The organism is Lutibacter sp. (genome assembly GCF_041596795.1).
GTDB lineage: Bacteria > Bacteroidota > Bacteroidia > Flavobacteriales > Flavobacteriaceae > Lutibacter.
Genome location: NZ_JBFHHX010000090.1, coordinates 1 through 14,604, shown reverse-complemented (window position 1 = coordinate 14,604; position 14,604 = coordinate 1). Strand labels below are relative to the sequence as shown.

The following is a 14,604-nucleotide window of genomic DNA, read 5'->3' as shown; positions in this document are numbered from 1 at the left end:
TTTAAAGAATCCGGATTTAAAAATTCTTTAAAATCTTTGTCTTTGTAACTATCCGGTGCTTCATCAGTAAACAATCTATCGTAAACTCTAACTTCACTTTTTAAAGCGTGTTTTATAGAAACCCAATGTAAGGTTCCTTTTACTTTACGTTTACTAGCTTCAGTGCCACTTCCACTTAAAGAATCCTCATCATATGTACAATGTATTTCAGTAATATTTCCATCGACATCTTTTACAACACTTTCACCTTTTACAATATAGCCGTTTTTTAAACGCACTTCTCTACCTAAAGAAAGTCTAAAGAATTTTTTATTAGCATCCTCTTTAAAATCTTCCTGCTCAATATATAATTCTCTGCTAAAAGGCACTTCTCTAAATCCAGCACTTTCATCTTCCTGGTTATTTTCAGCTTGTAACCATTCCTCTTTTCCTTCAGGATAGTTGGTAATAACTAACTTTACTGGGTTTAAAACCGCCATAACACGCGGAGCTGTTTTATTTAAATGGTCTTTAATACAAAACTCTAACAAAGCTACATCAGTAACATTATCGCGTTTTGCAATACCTGCTATTTCACTAAAATTACGAATAGATTCTGGCGAATAACCTCTTCTACGCAAACCTGAAATGGTTGGCATACGCGGATCATCCCATCCTGTAACAATCTTTTCTTCAACCAATTGCAATAATTTTCGCTTACTCATTACAGTATAGCTTAAATTTCTACGAGCAAATTCACGTTGTTTAGGGCGTAATTTATCGGCTTCAACCACCTGATCTAAATACCAGTCATATAAATCTCTATGACTTTTAAACTCAAGCGTACAAATAGAGTGCGAAATTTGTTCTATATAATCACTTTCACCATGCGTCCAGTCGTACATTGGGTAAATACACCAATCATTACCCGTTCTGTGGTGATGTCTCTTTAAAATTCTATACATAATTGGGTCACGCATATGCATATTGGTATGTTTCATATCAATTTTTGCACGCAACACATGTGAGCCCTCTTCAAACTCTCCATTTTTCATTTTCAAAAACAGCTCCAAGTTTTCTTCTATAGATCTATTTCTATTCGGACTATCAGTTCCTGGTTCTGTTGGCGTTCCTTTTTGCGCCGCCATTTGTTCAGAAGTTTGATCATCAATATATGCCTTTCCTTCTTTTATAAACTCAAGTGCCCAATTATACAATTGTTGAAAATAATCTGAAGAATACAATACCTGATCCCATTGAAAACCTAACCACTGCACATCCTGCTGAATAGAATCCACATATTCTTGCTCTTCTTTAGCCGGATTTGTATCGTCAAAACGCAAATTAACCGGCGCATTGTACTTTAAACCCAATCCAAAATTTAAGCAAATTGATGCTGCATGACCAATGTGTAAATACCCATTTGGTTCAGGTGGAAATCTAAAACGTAGTTTTTCCTTTGGTAATCCATTGGCTAAATCTTCTTCAATAATTTGTTCTAAAAAATTTAGCGACTTCTTTTCTTCACTCATAATTTCAATAATAAGCTACAAAAATATTGTTTTTTTTCGGCAAATCAACAAAAAATAAGCATCTGCATAAAAGTTAAGTTGTTTAAATAAAATTTGGGCGTTTCCCTTCGGGTCGGGCTGTACGTTACAAGTCCTCGCTATTGCTGTGGGCTTTTCACTGCCATCCCTAACGCAATTTTGAATTTATGGTTAAAAATTAATAAAAACGTAATAATACTAAGCAGTTTTAAAACTTAAATTCTTAGTTTCCTAAGTCATTTTAAAAATAGTATAGCACATTTAAAAACCTCACCCAATTAAACACATTGCAATAAAACCCCTACTTTGTTAATACAATAAAATAATATTTTAATTATAATTTTTCAATTGTTAATCGTTAATTTGCAGCATCAATTTATAAAAATGGGTACAATAAAAGTTACAAACATCCGCGTATTTGCATATCATGGTTGTTTAGTTGAAGAAGGAAAAATTGGATCAGATTACCGTGTAGATTTAAAAGTAAAAGCCGATTTATCTAAAAGTGCTATATCCGATAATTTAGAAGACACCGTAGATTATGTGCATTTAAACAAAATTGTAAAACAAGAAATGGCTATTCGTTCTAAATTATTAGAAGAAGTAGCAAAGCGTATTTTAGATAGAATTTTGATAGAAATACCTATTGTAAAACAAGCTCAGGTAGCAGTATCAAAGTTAAACCCACCAATTGGCGGAAACGTAGCCATGGTAACTATTGAAATGAAAAAAAACAGATAATGGTTTTTTAAGCATTAATTACAAATGATAAATTAAGAATTTGTAATCTATCATTAATATTTATAGTTTATCAAGTCTATAATTCCCACTTTTAGGACTAAGACAATTTGCATAATAAATATTAAAAAAAAACTTGCCAACTTATTAAAATTAGTTAAATTTGCAATCCAAATAAGGCGTCGTGGCCGAGTGGCTAGGCTGGGCTCTGCAAAAGCTCCTACAGCGGTTCGAATCCGCTCGATGCCTCAACAAAAACCCAAGCAATTGCTTGGGTTTTTTGATTTTTTTAACATTTTCTTACGCATTTTTTAGTGTATCTTTGAAAAATTAGATTTTTAACTAAATTCAGCCTTAAAAAGGCAAAATTTTAGTTATTTTTAACATATTTCAACTTTTATGACCATTTACCCTATAGAAACAGGCAACTTTAAACTAGATGGAGGTGCTATGTTTGGTGTAGTTCCAAAAACCATTTGGCAACGCACAAATCCGGCCGATGCAAATAATTTAATTGATATGAGTTTGCGTTGTATGCTTATTGAAGATGGTAACAGACTTATATTAATTGATACAGGAACAGGAAACAAACAATCCGATAAATTTTTTGGCTATTACTATTTTTTTGGAGATTTCTCTTTAGATAGTTCATTAGCAAAATACGGTTTTCATAGAGATGATATTACCGATGTTTTTTTAACTCATCTACATTTCGATCATTGCGGTGGCGCAATTCAATGGAATAAAGATAAAACTGGGTACGAACCTGCTTTTAAAAATGCAAAATTTTGGAGTAATAAAAATCATTGGCAATGGGCTTCCGAGCCAAATATTAGAGAAAAAGCATCTTTTTTAAAAGAAAATATAAATCCTATTGAAGCTAGCCGACAATTAAATTTTATAAATCTTCCAACTGGAGATTTTGCCCAAAATACCGAACTCGGTTTCGATATTCTATTTGCAGATGGCCATACCGAAAAACAAATGATTCCACACATTCATTATAAAGGAAAAACCATTGTTTTTGTGGCAGATTTATTACCTACAGTTGGCCATATTCCATTAGCATATGTTATGGGTTATGATACAAGACCCTTATTAACAATGAATGAAAAAGCTAAATTTTTAAACAAAGCGGCCGACAACAATTATCTTTTGTTTTTAGAGCACGATGCAACCAATGAATTGTGCACACTAAAACATACCGAAAAAGGAGTACGATTAAACGAAACATATAAATTTAACGAAATTTTTAATTAACATTATTTTACAATGAAAATATTTAAACACACCTATCTGGTAGCAGTAGCTACATTAACTTTAGCAAGTTGTGGTTCTGTTAAAAATATGGCTGTTCCAACAATGGATACCGCTGTAAATATAACATCACCTAAATTAGGAATAATTACAGAAGAACAGTCAAATCATTGGGCGCATGCTGATTTAGCAACTGATACCATTCCCGGAATGAGCTTAGATAAAGCTTATAAATTTTTAGAAGGAAAAAAAGGAACTACAGTAATTGTAGGTGTAATAGATTCTGGAATTGATATTGAACACGAAGATTTAAAAGATGTTCTTTGGACCAATACAAAAGAAATTCCTGGTAATGGAATTGATGATGATAAAAATGGATATATTGATGATATTTATGGATGGAATTTTTTAGGTGGAAATGGTGTTGCCGCTCCTGAACAATTAGAAATCACTCGTTTATTAGCTCCTTTATATGCTCGTTTTAATGGAAAAAGTGCAGATGAAATTAATGATGATGAAAAAGCTGATTTTGAAAAATATGAAGAGTATTTAAAAGGATACAATGCTTCAGGATCACGATTTTTTCAACAAATGGATCGTTTAACTCAAATTGATGAGCATTTTACAGCGGTTAAAACATTTTTAGGAAAAGATGAATTCACTATTGAAGATTTACAAGCTGCACAAACTGATGATCAAGAATTACAAGCAAAAATTGGAGATATTGCTAGTTTGCTAGGAAGAGGTTTTGGTGAAAAAGAGTTTTATGAATACTACGAAACTCAAAAGAAAAACAAAAATTACGATTTTGATTTTGACGGAAGAGCAATTGTTGGAGATAACCCAGAAGATATTACCGACGTTGTTTATGGAAACGGAAATGTAATTGGTTCAAAAGATGAGGAATCTCACGGAACACATGTAGCTGGAATTATTTTAGCAACAAGAGACAATGGAATAGGAATGCAAGGTGTTGCAACTAATGCAAAATTAATGTCGGTTAGAGCTGTGCCAGATGGCGATGAACGTGATAAAGATGTTGCTTTAGCAATCAGATATGCTGTTGATAACGGAGCCAAAGTTATTAATATGAGTTTTGGTAAAAACTATTCACCAAACAAAGAATGGGTTTTTGACGCTTTTAAATATGCTGAAAAACACGACGTGTTATTAGTTCATGCAGCTGGAAACGATAATAAAGATATTGATGTGAAACCAAACTGGCCAAATGATTCTGAAGATAAAATGGTAGAATATGTAGACAATGTATTAACAGTTGGTGCAATGAGCGTTAATTATGATCAAAATTTACCTGCAAATTTCTCAAACTACGGAAAACTAAATGTAGATGTTTTTGCGCCTGGAGTTCAAATTTACTCTACAATTCCTAATAACGAATATGCAAAATACAACGGAACTTCAATGGCTTCGCCAGAAGTTGCAGGTGTTGCTACATTGGTAAGATCTTATTATCCTCAATTATCTGCAAGTCAGGTAAAACATATAATTATGAATTCTGGAACTAAAATAGATATGGAAGTACTAGTTCCTGGAGAAAATGGCAAAAAAGCCTATTTTTCTGCATTATCTGTTTCAGGAAACGTAGCAAATGCTTATAACGCTTTAGTTTTAGCTGATAAAATGGTAAACGGAAAATAAAATTATAATTTTCTGTTAAAAAGCACACTCCAAAAGGGTGTGCTTTTTTGTTTTATAGCGTTATAAGTTATATTGCGCCGTTTAATATATGTTACAATGAAAAAATCCCTGCTTTTACTACTTTTTATCTTTTCAATTAGTGTTTCTTCACAAAACAATACAACTTATTGGCAACAACATGTAAATTATAAAATGAATGTTGATTTTAACGTAAATACCTTTCAATACAAAGGAACACAACAATTAGCATACACCAATAATTCACCCGATGAGTTGCAGCATGTATTTTATCATTTGTTTTACAATGCATTTCAACCAGGAAGTGAAATGGATGCGCGTTTACAAACTGTTCCAGATCCAGATGAAAGAATGGTAACAAATGTTGGAACAAAATTTAACCCAAAATACGAAAGCAGAATATCAAAATTAAAACCAAATGAAATAGGCTATTTAAATGTACTTTCGCTTAAAGAAAACGGCAAAACTGTTGAATATTCTGCCGAAGGAACCGTTTTAAAAGTTAATTTAAATAAAACTATAAAACCTGGAGAAACCGTAATTTTTGATATGGTTTTTGAAGGACAATTACCCGTTCATATCAGAAGAGCAGGAAGAAATAATGAAGATAATGTGGCAATTTCAATGGCGCAATGGTACCCAAAAATGGCTGAGTACGATTTTGAAGGTTGGCACGCAAATCCATATATTGCTCGCGAATTTCATGGCGTTTGGGGCAATTTTGATGTAACTATTACTATTGATAAAAAATACACTGTTGGTGGAACAGGATACCTTCAAAATCCGCAAGAAATTGGACACGGTTATGAAGATCCATCAAAAGAACTTAAAATTAAAAAGGGCGATAAATTAAGCTGGCATTTTATTGCTCCAATGGTGCACGATTTTAGTTGGGCAGCAGATCCTAATTACACACATGATATTTTAAAAACTAAGAGCGGAACGGAACTTCATTTTTTATATAAAAACGATGAAAAATATGCAAAAGCATGGAAAGAAGTGCAGCCGTTTGTTGAAAAAGGACTAGATTATTTTAACGAAAATATTGGAGAATATCCGTACAAACAATATTCTGTAATACAAGCAGGTGATGGAGGAATGGAATATGCTATGTGTACTTTTATTACTGGAGGAGAAACCTTAGGAAGTATTCGTGGACTTATTTATCATGAATTTGCACACTCTTGGTTTCAGCACATTTTAGCTACTAATGAAAGCAAACATTCCTGGATGGATGAAGGCTTTACAACCTATATTTCAACATTGGCTTCATTTAAAATTATGAAAGGGTTAAATGAAAATGTTGTTGACGAAAACAGTTATGCTGGTTATTTTTATGCCGTTAAAAATGATTTGGATGAGCCGCTTACAACACACGCAGATAGATTTAATACCAATGCTGCATTTAGTATTGGCAGCTACACTAAAGGAAGCATGTTTTTATCGCAATTAAATTACATTATAGGAGAGGAAAACGTACGTGAAACCATAAAAAAATACTATACAGATTTTAAATTTAAACACCCAACTCCTAACGATTTTAAAAGAGTTGCTGAAAAAGTTTCAGGAATTCAGTTAGATTGGTATTTAAATGAATGGATTGAAACCAACCATACTATTGATTATGCCATTGCAAAGGTTAATGCCAAAACAATAACTTTAGCAAGAGTAGGTAAAATGCCAATGCCAATAGATTTAAAAGTAAGTTATACGGATGGCACTATAGAAGATTTTTATATTCCTTTACGCATGATGTTGGGTGAAAAACCAACAGATGCTACTATTTTAAAAGATTGGGCTTGGGCATATCCAACATATACTTTTTCGGTATCAAAAGAAATTAAATCTATTGAGATAGATCCTTCTTATTTAATGGCCGATATAGAAAGAACAAATAACGTTTATGAATTACAATAATTATTTATATAATTAAGTTTTTAAACCGTTATAAATAGCCTGTTTAAAATTTAATTAACTAAATGTAATATAGCACTTTATCAAAAAAAGCTATGTTTATTTTGATTTTGCTAATTTTTATTATAATTTAGAGATTTCTTACTAAAAAAATCAAAACTTTGAATTAAATAAAAGAATAGTAACCCCAAACTTTTATACGATGAATACAAGCTCGGTTTTAAACAATTTTACTTCAAAAAACATTTCTAAAACAATTAAGCAAAATTACCAAACGTATTTAAAGCACTATGAGTTGAAATGCTTAGAACCAATGACTTTTGAAGAGTTTTCAAAAAATTATATTGCTCATTAGTTCTTACTTCCATTTAAATAATCGTGCAATAGTTTTAGAAATCTCATCTAACTTTTCAATAGGTTCTAAAATTGAAGGGTTTTTTAAATCTATTTGGTTTGATATTGAATTATAAATTTGCAACGGATATATTAAAATAAAACTATTTGTTTTAAATAGTGTATTTAGGTTGTTGTTTAATTGTGAAAAAGCAGTAGTACTTAAATTATATTCCCTTTTGCTAAAAACGAAAATTACATTATCATCTTTTTGAATTTTTTTGGATAGGATTGAAAAATTATCCCAATTTTCAAATTCCTCAAACTTACAATCTACCGGATGTTTGTCGTTAATTTCTTCTATATAATTTAAGGTTTCAGCAGTTCCGTAAAACAGTAATTTTGTTCCTGTATTTCTAGCTATATTCCAAATTTTAATCAACCAAAATGGAAACCCAATTTCCTTTTCTGCTCTTGCAGGAAGTATAATTAAATGTCTTTTTATTGTTGCAATTGGTTGTTTTGCTTTATAAATAAACGTGGTGGTGTTACATTTAGTTAAAACACCTTCCGTTAAATCACCTAAAAAAGAATCGGAAATTTCTGTTTTTTGATGTAGCCCCAAAATTAGGTGTGTAATTTTATGTTCTTTAACTACGCTTAAAATACCATTTAAAACATCAACATCAAAACGTAAAAGCTCTTGTAAATGATTGTCTGATGCCGAAGCAGTACGCGTAGCAAAACTTAAAATTTTATTCGCTTTTTTATCGGCATTTGAATCGCTTGTGGTTGTATTTACAACACTTAACGCATACAAACCGTCTTTATTTTTTTTAGTTTTAATTGTAACACCTAGGTTTATTAGCTCTTCTGTTGTGTCTATATTACTAATTGGTATTAAAATTCGCTCTTTAATAATTGCATCTTCTTTGCTTTCAGAAGCTTCTAATAATGCAATATTTGTAGCTCCTTTTTGCGCCACAAATGATGCAATTGTACAGGTAAATAAAATCATTAAAATAGAACCGTTTAAAATACTTTCATCTAACAAACGTATTGGTTCACCTAAGGCATTTTCACCTAAAACTATATTGTATCCAATTAAAACAGCGGCTAATGTTGCAGCAGCTTGCGCATTACTTAACCCAAAAATTAATCGCCTTTCATCTTTGGTAAATTTAAACGTTTTTTGAGTTAACCACGCTGCTATAAATTTTGATAGTGTTGCAACTAAAATCATTATAGCACCAACCTTAATGGTTTCAAAATCTTTAAAAAATATTCGGTAATCAATTAACATTCCTACTCCAATTAAGAAAAAAGGAATAAAAATAGCGTTGCCCACAAATTCAACTCTATTCATTAAGGCAGAAGTTCTTGGAATTAATCTGTTTAATGAAAGTCCGGCTAAAAACGCACCAATTATTGCTTCAATTCCGGCTAATTCGGCTAAAAATGCACCAAAAAACACCATAACTAAAACAAAAATATATTGTGATATATTATCATCAACTTTTTTGAAAAACCAACGTGCTATTATTGGAAATGCAAATATTATAAAAAGCCCAAAACTTAAAATAGATATTGTTAAACGCAACCAAAAGGTTGAGTTTACTTCTCCGGTAGTCATACCAACAATAACAGCTAAAACAAGCAGTGCAAGTATATCGGTTATCATAGTTCCGCCAACAGCAACAGTTACCGCTTTGTTTTTAGTTACTCCAAGTTTACTAAGAATTGGATAGGCTATTAAGGTATGCGACGCAAACATACTTGCCAATAAAACCGAAGTAATTACAGAAAAATGCAACACATAAATACCAACAAATATTCCAATAATCATTGGAATTAAAAACGTAAATAAGCCAAAAATTAAACTTTTACTGCTATTTTTTTTAAAATCAACTAAATCAATTTCTAATCCTGCTAAAAACATAATGTATAACAAACCGGCAGTTCCAGAAAGTATAATTCCATCGTCTCGTAAAATTAAATTTACACCATTTGGACCAATAAAAGCACCAGCAATTATTAATCCTAACAACGCTGGAATTTTAATTTTGTTTAGTAAAATTGGCGTAAATAAAATGATTACCAGAATTATTAAAAATTTTAAAACTGGGTTAGATAACGGTAAAGTTGTTTCAAAAATGTTTAATAGTAACATTCTAATTTATAATAATTTAAGCAACAAATAAACAATACAATTTTGTGCTAATGTACTGATAAATTTAATTGACTTTTTATTTGAATTAAAATATTATTAAGGATTATAATTATTTGATTATGAGGGGTTTAATAAGTTATTTTTCAATTACCCATTTTACACGACCAACTTCTCCAGTTTCTAATTGAACTTTTATTCCGTGTGGATGCGTGGAAGAATTTGTTAAAATTCTTTTTACAATACCTTCGGTAAGTTCGCCAGAACGTTGGTGGTGTTTTTGAACAATTTCAACTTCGCAGCCTATTTGAATATTTTTTCGTTGGTTTCCTTGTAGTTTTTTATTTTCCATAGTGTATTTTCGAATGCTATTTATTGCCTCTTTTCAATAACATTTTTAAAGTTTAATTTTTCTCTTGGAATAAATCCTTTTAAGATTAAAACAACTCCAAAAATCATTAATAAAATACCCATTGCTCGCTTAATTTTGTAGGTAACTTTTGGTGTTAAATATTTTTTTAATTGTTTAGCTAACGTTATTTTACCAATATCAGTTATTAAATAACTAAGCAGTATTACAGAAAAGTAATTAAAAATTTTAGAAGGATTCATTTCTAAATTTGAACCAACAACTACTATCATACCTAACCAAAATGCCAAAACCCCAATATTTATAAAGTTGAGTAAAAATCCTTTTGCAAAAAGTTTAAAGTAGTTTGTTTTTTCCGGCAACACCAATGTTTCATCTTGTATGGCTGCTTTCTGACTTTTATCTAAATACGTAATAATTCCGTACACTAGCAAAATTAAACCGCCAATATAAAAAAGCCTTGGATCGTCCTTAATTTCTTCTAACAAACTTTTGCTTCCAAAATAGGCTATTAAAATAAAAGCGATATCGCCTAAAATTACGCCTAAATCGAACATAATTGCTGCGCGCGCTCCTTTAATAATACTGGTTTGAATAAGCATAAAAAAAACAGGACCAATCATAAAGGCTAAAAAAAACCCGATAAATACTGCTTCTTTAATTTCGTTAAAAGTCATTTTTTGGTGTTAGAACTGTGAAAATACTATATTTTATTAAACATCATCGTAATCTACAGTGATTTTTGAAGTTGTTGGATGTGCCTGACAGGTTAAAATAAATCCATCATTGATTTCTTGTTCAGATAAAATGGTGTTTTTTTCCATGGTGGCTTTTCCTTCGGTTACTTTTGCTAAACAGCTACTGCAAATTCCTCCTTGGCAAGAATACGGTGCATCTAAACCTTCTTTTAAAGCTGCTGTTAAAATTGTAGTTTTAGCATCCATTTTAAAGGTAGTTTCCTCATCATCAACCAACACTGTGATTTCACAATCACCTTCAAAAGTTGTATTTGTTATAGTTTCTTCAGTAGTAATTGGTGTAGAAAACAATTCAAAATGAATAGCGTTTTCATTGATTCCATTTTCAATTAATGTTTCTTTCGCTACGTTAATCATAGGTTCTGGTCCGCATAAAAAAGCGTTATCAAAACTAATTTCTTTAAATTTATTTTTTACAACAAAATTTATATTTCCTTGGTCTATTCTTCCAAATAAAGCATTTTCATGTTGTGCTCTACTGTATAAATATTGCACATTAAAAGTTGCTGGATACATTTTTTGTAAAGCATCAATTTCTGTTTTAAAAATAGTATCAGCTTCGGTTTTATTACCATAAATTAGTGTAAAAGTACTGTTTGATTCTTCAGTTAAAACGGCTTTTATCATGGCCATTATTGGTGTAATTCCACTTCCTGCAGCAATTGCCAAATAATTTTTTTTGTGTGTTGCACTTGTTTCTAAAACAAACTTTCCTTCGGGTTTACCAACTTCTAAAATATCGCCTGCTTTTAAAATTGTAGTTGCAAAAACAGAAAATGTTCCGTTATCAACAGCTTTTACGGCAATTCTTAAATCACCACTTTTAGGTGATGAACAAATGGAATAAGCTCTTCGTAATTCTTCTCCCCCAATTTCCTTTTTAAGGTTTATATATTGTCCGGCTACAAACTGAAATTCAGGTTTTAAATCTGTTGGAATATCAAATAAAATTGAAACGGCATTATTGGTTTCCTTTTTTATTTCTTTAATAGTTAGTGAATGAAATCTTGACATTTTCAATATTTTAAGACTACAAAAGTAAAGAATCTAAATACAATTTTTTGTTAAAAAACATACCTAAGAATGTTATACATAAGAAAATTATGTATATATTTACTTCATAATTGATTGTTGAAATCGGTTTTAAAACTACTACAATGGGAAATCAGAAATTATTTAAAGGCACTTTACAGACTATTATTTTGAAGTTATTAGAAGAAAATGATAAAATGTACGGCTACGAAATAACTCAAAAAGTAAAGGAATTAACCAAAGGAGAATTGTCTATTACCGAAGGCGCATTGTACCCAGCATTACATAAATTAGAAGCCGAAGGATTGCTAGATGTTGAGGTTGCCACCGTTGATAATCGTTTGCGTAAATACTACAAACTTACAGAGCACGGCACCAAAGAAACTGTAAACAGATTGGCGGAATTAGAAGAGTTTATTGCTACTATGAAAACTATTGTAAACCCAAAATTGGCTTAAAAATAAAATTGCTTTACTATGAAACTTTCCAAAGAACAAATACAGCAAGTCGAAGATTATTTAAATAACAATGATATTAAATATATTGATTTACATTTAGAAGTGCTAGATCATATATCTACCGATATTGAATATGAAATGACTGAAAATAAGGTTTCTTTTATGGAAGCTTTTGATAAAGTTAAAATAAAATGGAGCGAAACTTTCTCTTATAAATGGACTTTTTGGTTGGGAATTTCAAACGGAGGAAGCAAATTATTTATAGATCATTGTTTAAAAATTTACAAGCCGTTATGGTTTAAAAGTATCCTTGGAATTGTTGCCTTTATTGCAGTTTTTTATGGAGTAGCGGCAATTTTTAATATTGATTTAGATGCAAATTATCTGCTGTTTAAAATGATTTTTATTTCAATAGCTTTATTTTTTCCAGCTCTTTTAATTTATTGGAATTTTAAATTAAAAAAAACAAAATTAGCATCTACTTATAGCTATTTATATAACAAACAGATTTTCCCAAATATATTTATTGTGTTTCTTCTGATTATTCAAATTGCAACTTCAAAAAAAGAAATTTTCAGTGATTTTATATTTGTGTATTTTACCATGTTTTTTTCATTATTTATTATGGGTTATAATTTTTACAAAAACCATATAAAAGCAGTTTCAAATTATAAAAAATATCAGTTGAAATGAAACTAAGCAAAGAGCAAATTCAGCAAATAGAAAACTACATTGATGCCTGCGGAGTAAAGTGGTACGATGTTAGAGTTGAATTGGTAGATCATTTTGCAACTAGTTTGGAAGAAAAACTGGATGAAAATCCAAATTTAGATGTTCAACAAGCAATTGTTAACGAGCATAAAAACTTTAGCGATTATGGTTTTAAAAATCTTTTAAATACTAAAACCAAAGCGGTTGAAAAAAAATTCTATAAGCATTTATTTAAGTACATGCAGTCGTTTTTTAAATTTCCAAAAATCATCTTTTCTATATCTGTGTTTTATATCCTAGCTTCAGTAATGAAATTTACCTCAAATAAAGAATATTTTTTTATGGGACTATCTTTTGTTGCTTTAGCAATAGCTATTGTTGCACTTGTTAGAGTTTTAAATGGGCAAAAAAACAAAAGTTTGCAATTCTTAATTTTAGATAAAACAGTTGTTTTTTTTCAACTATTTAATTTTCTAATTATAGTTTTTACTAATATTGCTTCACTTAGAAGTGAAGATAGTTTTAATTTTTCTATTTATAATTATATTCATTTAGGAGTATTTGTGTTTTTAATGTTGTTTTATTGGTGTGCTGAACATGTATTTTTTATGAATAAAAATTATGTAAAAACCAATTATCCTAAAATTGTTATTTAATATGAAACTTACCAAAGAACAAATACAAGAGCTTTATAAATTTACGCGTCAACATTTTGTAGAACATTTTGATGTGCAAACCGAGTTGGTTGACCATTTAGCAAACGATATTGAACAAATTTGGACAACACAACCCAACCTTTCTTTTGAAGATGCCAGAACAATTTCTTTCAAAAAATTTGGTGTTTTTGGTTTTATGGATGTGGTTGCCGAACGCCAAAAAGCTTTAAGCAAAAAGTATTGGAAAATAATATGGCGTTTTGCTAAAGATTGGTTTCAATTGCCTAAAATTTTATCTACTGGGCTAATTTTTATGTTATTTTTTTTATTGTGCAAAACAAAATATGCTGAATATTTTCTTTTTGGATTGCTAATTACCTTAGCTTCTTTCGGATTATACAAATCATTTCTACTTAAAAAATCTTTTGAAAGAAGAAAAAAAAGAAATGGTAAAAAATGGATGCTAGAAGAAATGATATTTAGTGCCGGAATGGGTTCGTTTAGTTTGGTTCCCATAAATTTTTTAAACCTTTTTAATCTTACAAAATTTAGTGAAAATATGATTTACCCTAATTGGTTAGCACTATTTTACGCCGCTATTTTCACAATTATGATTATTATATTTTATATTGGCGTTAAAGTTTTACCCAAAAAAGCTGAACAATTACTCTCAGAAAATTATCCTGAATATAATTTAACAACTTCATAAAACTTTGTAACTTTCAAACAAAATTGCATACATATAATACAGTCAACAAACCTAACCACATGATTAAACATTTTTTAAATTTTGAATGGAAACAATTTTTCCGTTCATCATATTGGCAAAAAAGTATTGCTTTAAATATTTTACTAGGCTTTTTGGCTGTGTATTTTATGCTTACTTTTTTAGTTTTAGGAATTAGTATTTACCCACTGTTAAAAAAACAATTTCCAGAATCTGATCCATTAATTATGGTAAACGGATTTTTATTTTATTGGTTTTTGGGCGATTTAGTACTGCG

The 14,604-nt window shown here is 30.2% G+C and carries 14 protein-coding genes and 1 tRNA gene; 10 read left to right on the top strand and 5 right to left on the bottom strand.

Annotation, left to right across the window (positions count from 1 at the left end):
- Window positions 1-1,511: glutamine--tRNA ligase/YqeY domain fusion protein (locus ABY298_RS10960; protein ID WP_372746097.1), on the bottom strand; the 1,511-nt coding region annotated here is incomplete at its 3' end.
- Window positions 1,512-1,913: 402 nt separating this feature from the next.
- Here ABY298_RS10960 and folB point away from each other — a divergent pair.
- The 5 genes from folB to ABY298_RS10935 all read left to right on the top strand — a co-directional run bounded on the left by folB (window position 1,914) and on the right by ABY298_RS10935 (window position 7,118).
- On the top strand, window positions 1,914-2,270 hold the full coding sequence (gene folB / locus ABY298_RS10955; RefSeq protein ID WP_372746096.1) for a dihydroneopterin aldolase: 357 nt from the start codon (window positions 1,914-1,916) through the stop codon (window positions 2,268-2,270).
- Window positions 2,271-2,445: 175 nt separating this feature from the next.
- Window positions 2,446-2,516, top strand: a tRNA-Cys gene (locus tag ABY298_RS10950).
- A 150-nt stretch (window positions 2,517-2,666) separates the two neighbouring features.
- A complete protein-coding gene (locus ABY298_RS10945) occupies window positions 2,667-3,527 on the top strand; it encodes an MBL fold metallo-hydrolase (RefSeq protein ID WP_372746095.1) in 861 nt (286 codons plus the stop codon).
- Between the two features lie 12 nt (window positions 3,528-3,539).
- Window positions 3,540-5,183 (top strand): S8 family peptidase, encoded by a 1,644-nt coding sequence (locus ABY298_RS10940; protein WP_372746094.1) that lies wholly within the window; start codon window positions 3,540-3,542, stop codon window positions 5,181-5,183.
- A gap of 96 nt (window positions 5,184-5,279) precedes the next feature.
- Window positions 5,280-7,118 (top strand): M1 family metallopeptidase, encoded by a 1,839-nt coding sequence (locus ABY298_RS10935; RefSeq protein WP_372746093.1) that lies wholly within the window; start codon window positions 5,280-5,282, stop codon window positions 7,116-7,118.
- A 355-nt stretch (window positions 7,119-7,473) separates the two neighbouring features.
- Here ABY298_RS10935 and ABY298_RS10930 read toward each other — a convergent pair whose 3' ends face one another.
- The 4 genes from ABY298_RS10930 to ABY298_RS10915 all read right to left on the bottom strand — a co-directional run bounded on the left by ABY298_RS10930 (window position 7,474) and on the right by ABY298_RS10915 (window position 11,757).
- A complete protein-coding gene (locus tag ABY298_RS10930; RefSeq protein ID WP_372746092.1) occupies window positions 7,474-9,618 on the bottom strand; it encodes a cation:proton antiporter in 2,145 nt (714 codons plus the stop codon).
- A gap of 136 nt (window positions 9,619-9,754) precedes the next feature.
- Complete coding sequence (locus ABY298_RS10925; protein WP_372746091.1) at window positions 9,755-9,967, bottom strand: YwbE family protein; 213 nt, start codon at window positions 9,965-9,967, stop codon at window positions 9,755-9,757.
- A 20-nt stretch (window positions 9,968-9,987) separates the two neighbouring features.
- A complete protein-coding gene (locus tag ABY298_RS10920) occupies window positions 9,988-10,662 on the bottom strand; it encodes a LysE family translocator (RefSeq protein WP_372746090.1) in 675 nt (224 codons plus the stop codon).
- Between the two features lie 36 nt (window positions 10,663-10,698).
- Window positions 10,699-11,757 carry a 2Fe-2S iron-sulfur cluster-binding protein gene (locus ABY298_RS10915; protein WP_372746089.1) on the bottom strand — a complete coding sequence of 353 codons (1,059 nt, stop codon included), beginning with the start codon at window positions 11,755-11,757 and terminating at the stop codon, window positions 10,699-10,701.
- 143 nt (window positions 11,758-11,900) lie between these two features.
- Between ABY298_RS10915 and ABY298_RS10910 the strand changes: the two genes are divergently transcribed.
- The 5 genes from ABY298_RS10910 to ABY298_RS10890 form a co-directional block, all read left to right on the top strand.
- A complete protein-coding gene (locus tag ABY298_RS10910; RefSeq protein ID WP_372746088.1) occupies window positions 11,901-12,233 on the top strand; it encodes a PadR family transcriptional regulator in 333 nt (110 codons plus the stop codon).
- 18 nt (window positions 12,234-12,251) lie between these two features.
- Complete coding sequence (locus tag ABY298_RS10905) at window positions 12,252-12,926, top strand: hypothetical protein (RefSeq protein ID WP_372746087.1); 675 nt, start codon at window positions 12,252-12,254, stop codon at window positions 12,924-12,926.
- Window positions 12,923-13,600 carry a hypothetical protein gene (locus ABY298_RS10900; RefSeq protein WP_372746086.1) on the top strand — a complete coding sequence of 226 codons (678 nt, stop codon included), beginning with the start codon at window positions 12,923-12,925 and terminating at the stop codon, window positions 13,598-13,600. The genes ABY298_RS10905 and ABY298_RS10900 overlap by 4 nt, the downstream gene beginning before the upstream one ends.
- Window position 13,601: 1 nt before the next feature.
- Complete coding sequence (locus ABY298_RS10895) at window positions 13,602-14,309, top strand: hypothetical protein (protein WP_372746085.1); 708 nt, start codon at window positions 13,602-13,604, stop codon at window positions 14,307-14,309.
- Between the two features lie 59 nt (window positions 14,310-14,368).
- Window positions 14,369-14,604 (top strand): DUF5687 family protein (locus ABY298_RS10890; protein WP_372746084.1); only part of this gene is annotated, 236 nt, incomplete at its 3' end.

Bases quoted from the DNA above. Each gene is read 5' to 3' on its own strand.
- ABY298_RS10895 (WP_372746085.1), top strand. From the start codon at position 13,602: ATGAAACTTACCAAAGAACAAATACAAGAGCTTTATAAATTTACGCGT.
- folB (WP_372746096.1), top strand. From the start codon at position 1,914: ATGGGTACAATAAAAGTTACAAACATCCGCGTATTTGCATATCATGGT.
- ABY298_RS10905 (WP_372746087.1), top strand. From the start codon at position 12,252: ATGAAACTTTCCAAAGAACAAATACAGCAAGTCGAAGATTATTTAAAT.
- ABY298_RS10925 (WP_372746091.1), bottom strand. From the start codon at position 9,967: ATGGAAAATAAAAAACTACAAGGAAACCAACGAAAAAATATTCAAATA.
- ABY298_RS10945 (WP_372746095.1), top strand. From the start codon at position 2,667: ATGACCATTTACCCTATAGAAACAGGCAACTTTAAACTAGATGGAGGT.
- ABY298_RS10930 (WP_372746092.1), bottom strand. From the start codon at position 9,618: ATGTTACTATTAAACATTTTTGAAACAACTTTACCGTTATCTAACCCA.
- ABY298_RS10920 (WP_372746090.1), bottom strand. From the start codon at position 10,662: ATGACTTTTAACGAAATTAAAGAAGCAGTATTTATCGGGTTTTTTTTA.
- ABY298_RS10935 (WP_372746093.1), top strand. From the start codon at position 5,280: ATGAAAAAATCCCTGCTTTTACTACTTTTTATCTTTTCAATTAGTGTT.
- ABY298_RS10915 (WP_372746089.1), bottom strand. From the start codon at position 11,757: ATGTCAAGATTTCATTCACTAACTATTAAAGAAATAAAAAAGGAAACC.
- ABY298_RS10900 (WP_372746086.1), top strand. From the start codon at position 12,923: ATGAAACTAAGCAAAGAGCAAATTCAGCAAATAGAAAACTACATTGAT.
- ABY298_RS10940 (WP_372746094.1), top strand. From the start codon at position 3,540: ATGAAAATATTTAAACACACCTATCTGGTAGCAGTAGCTACATTAACT.
- ABY298_RS10910 (WP_372746088.1), top strand. From the start codon at position 11,901: ATGGGAAATCAGAAATTATTTAAAGGCACTTTACAGACTATTATTTTG.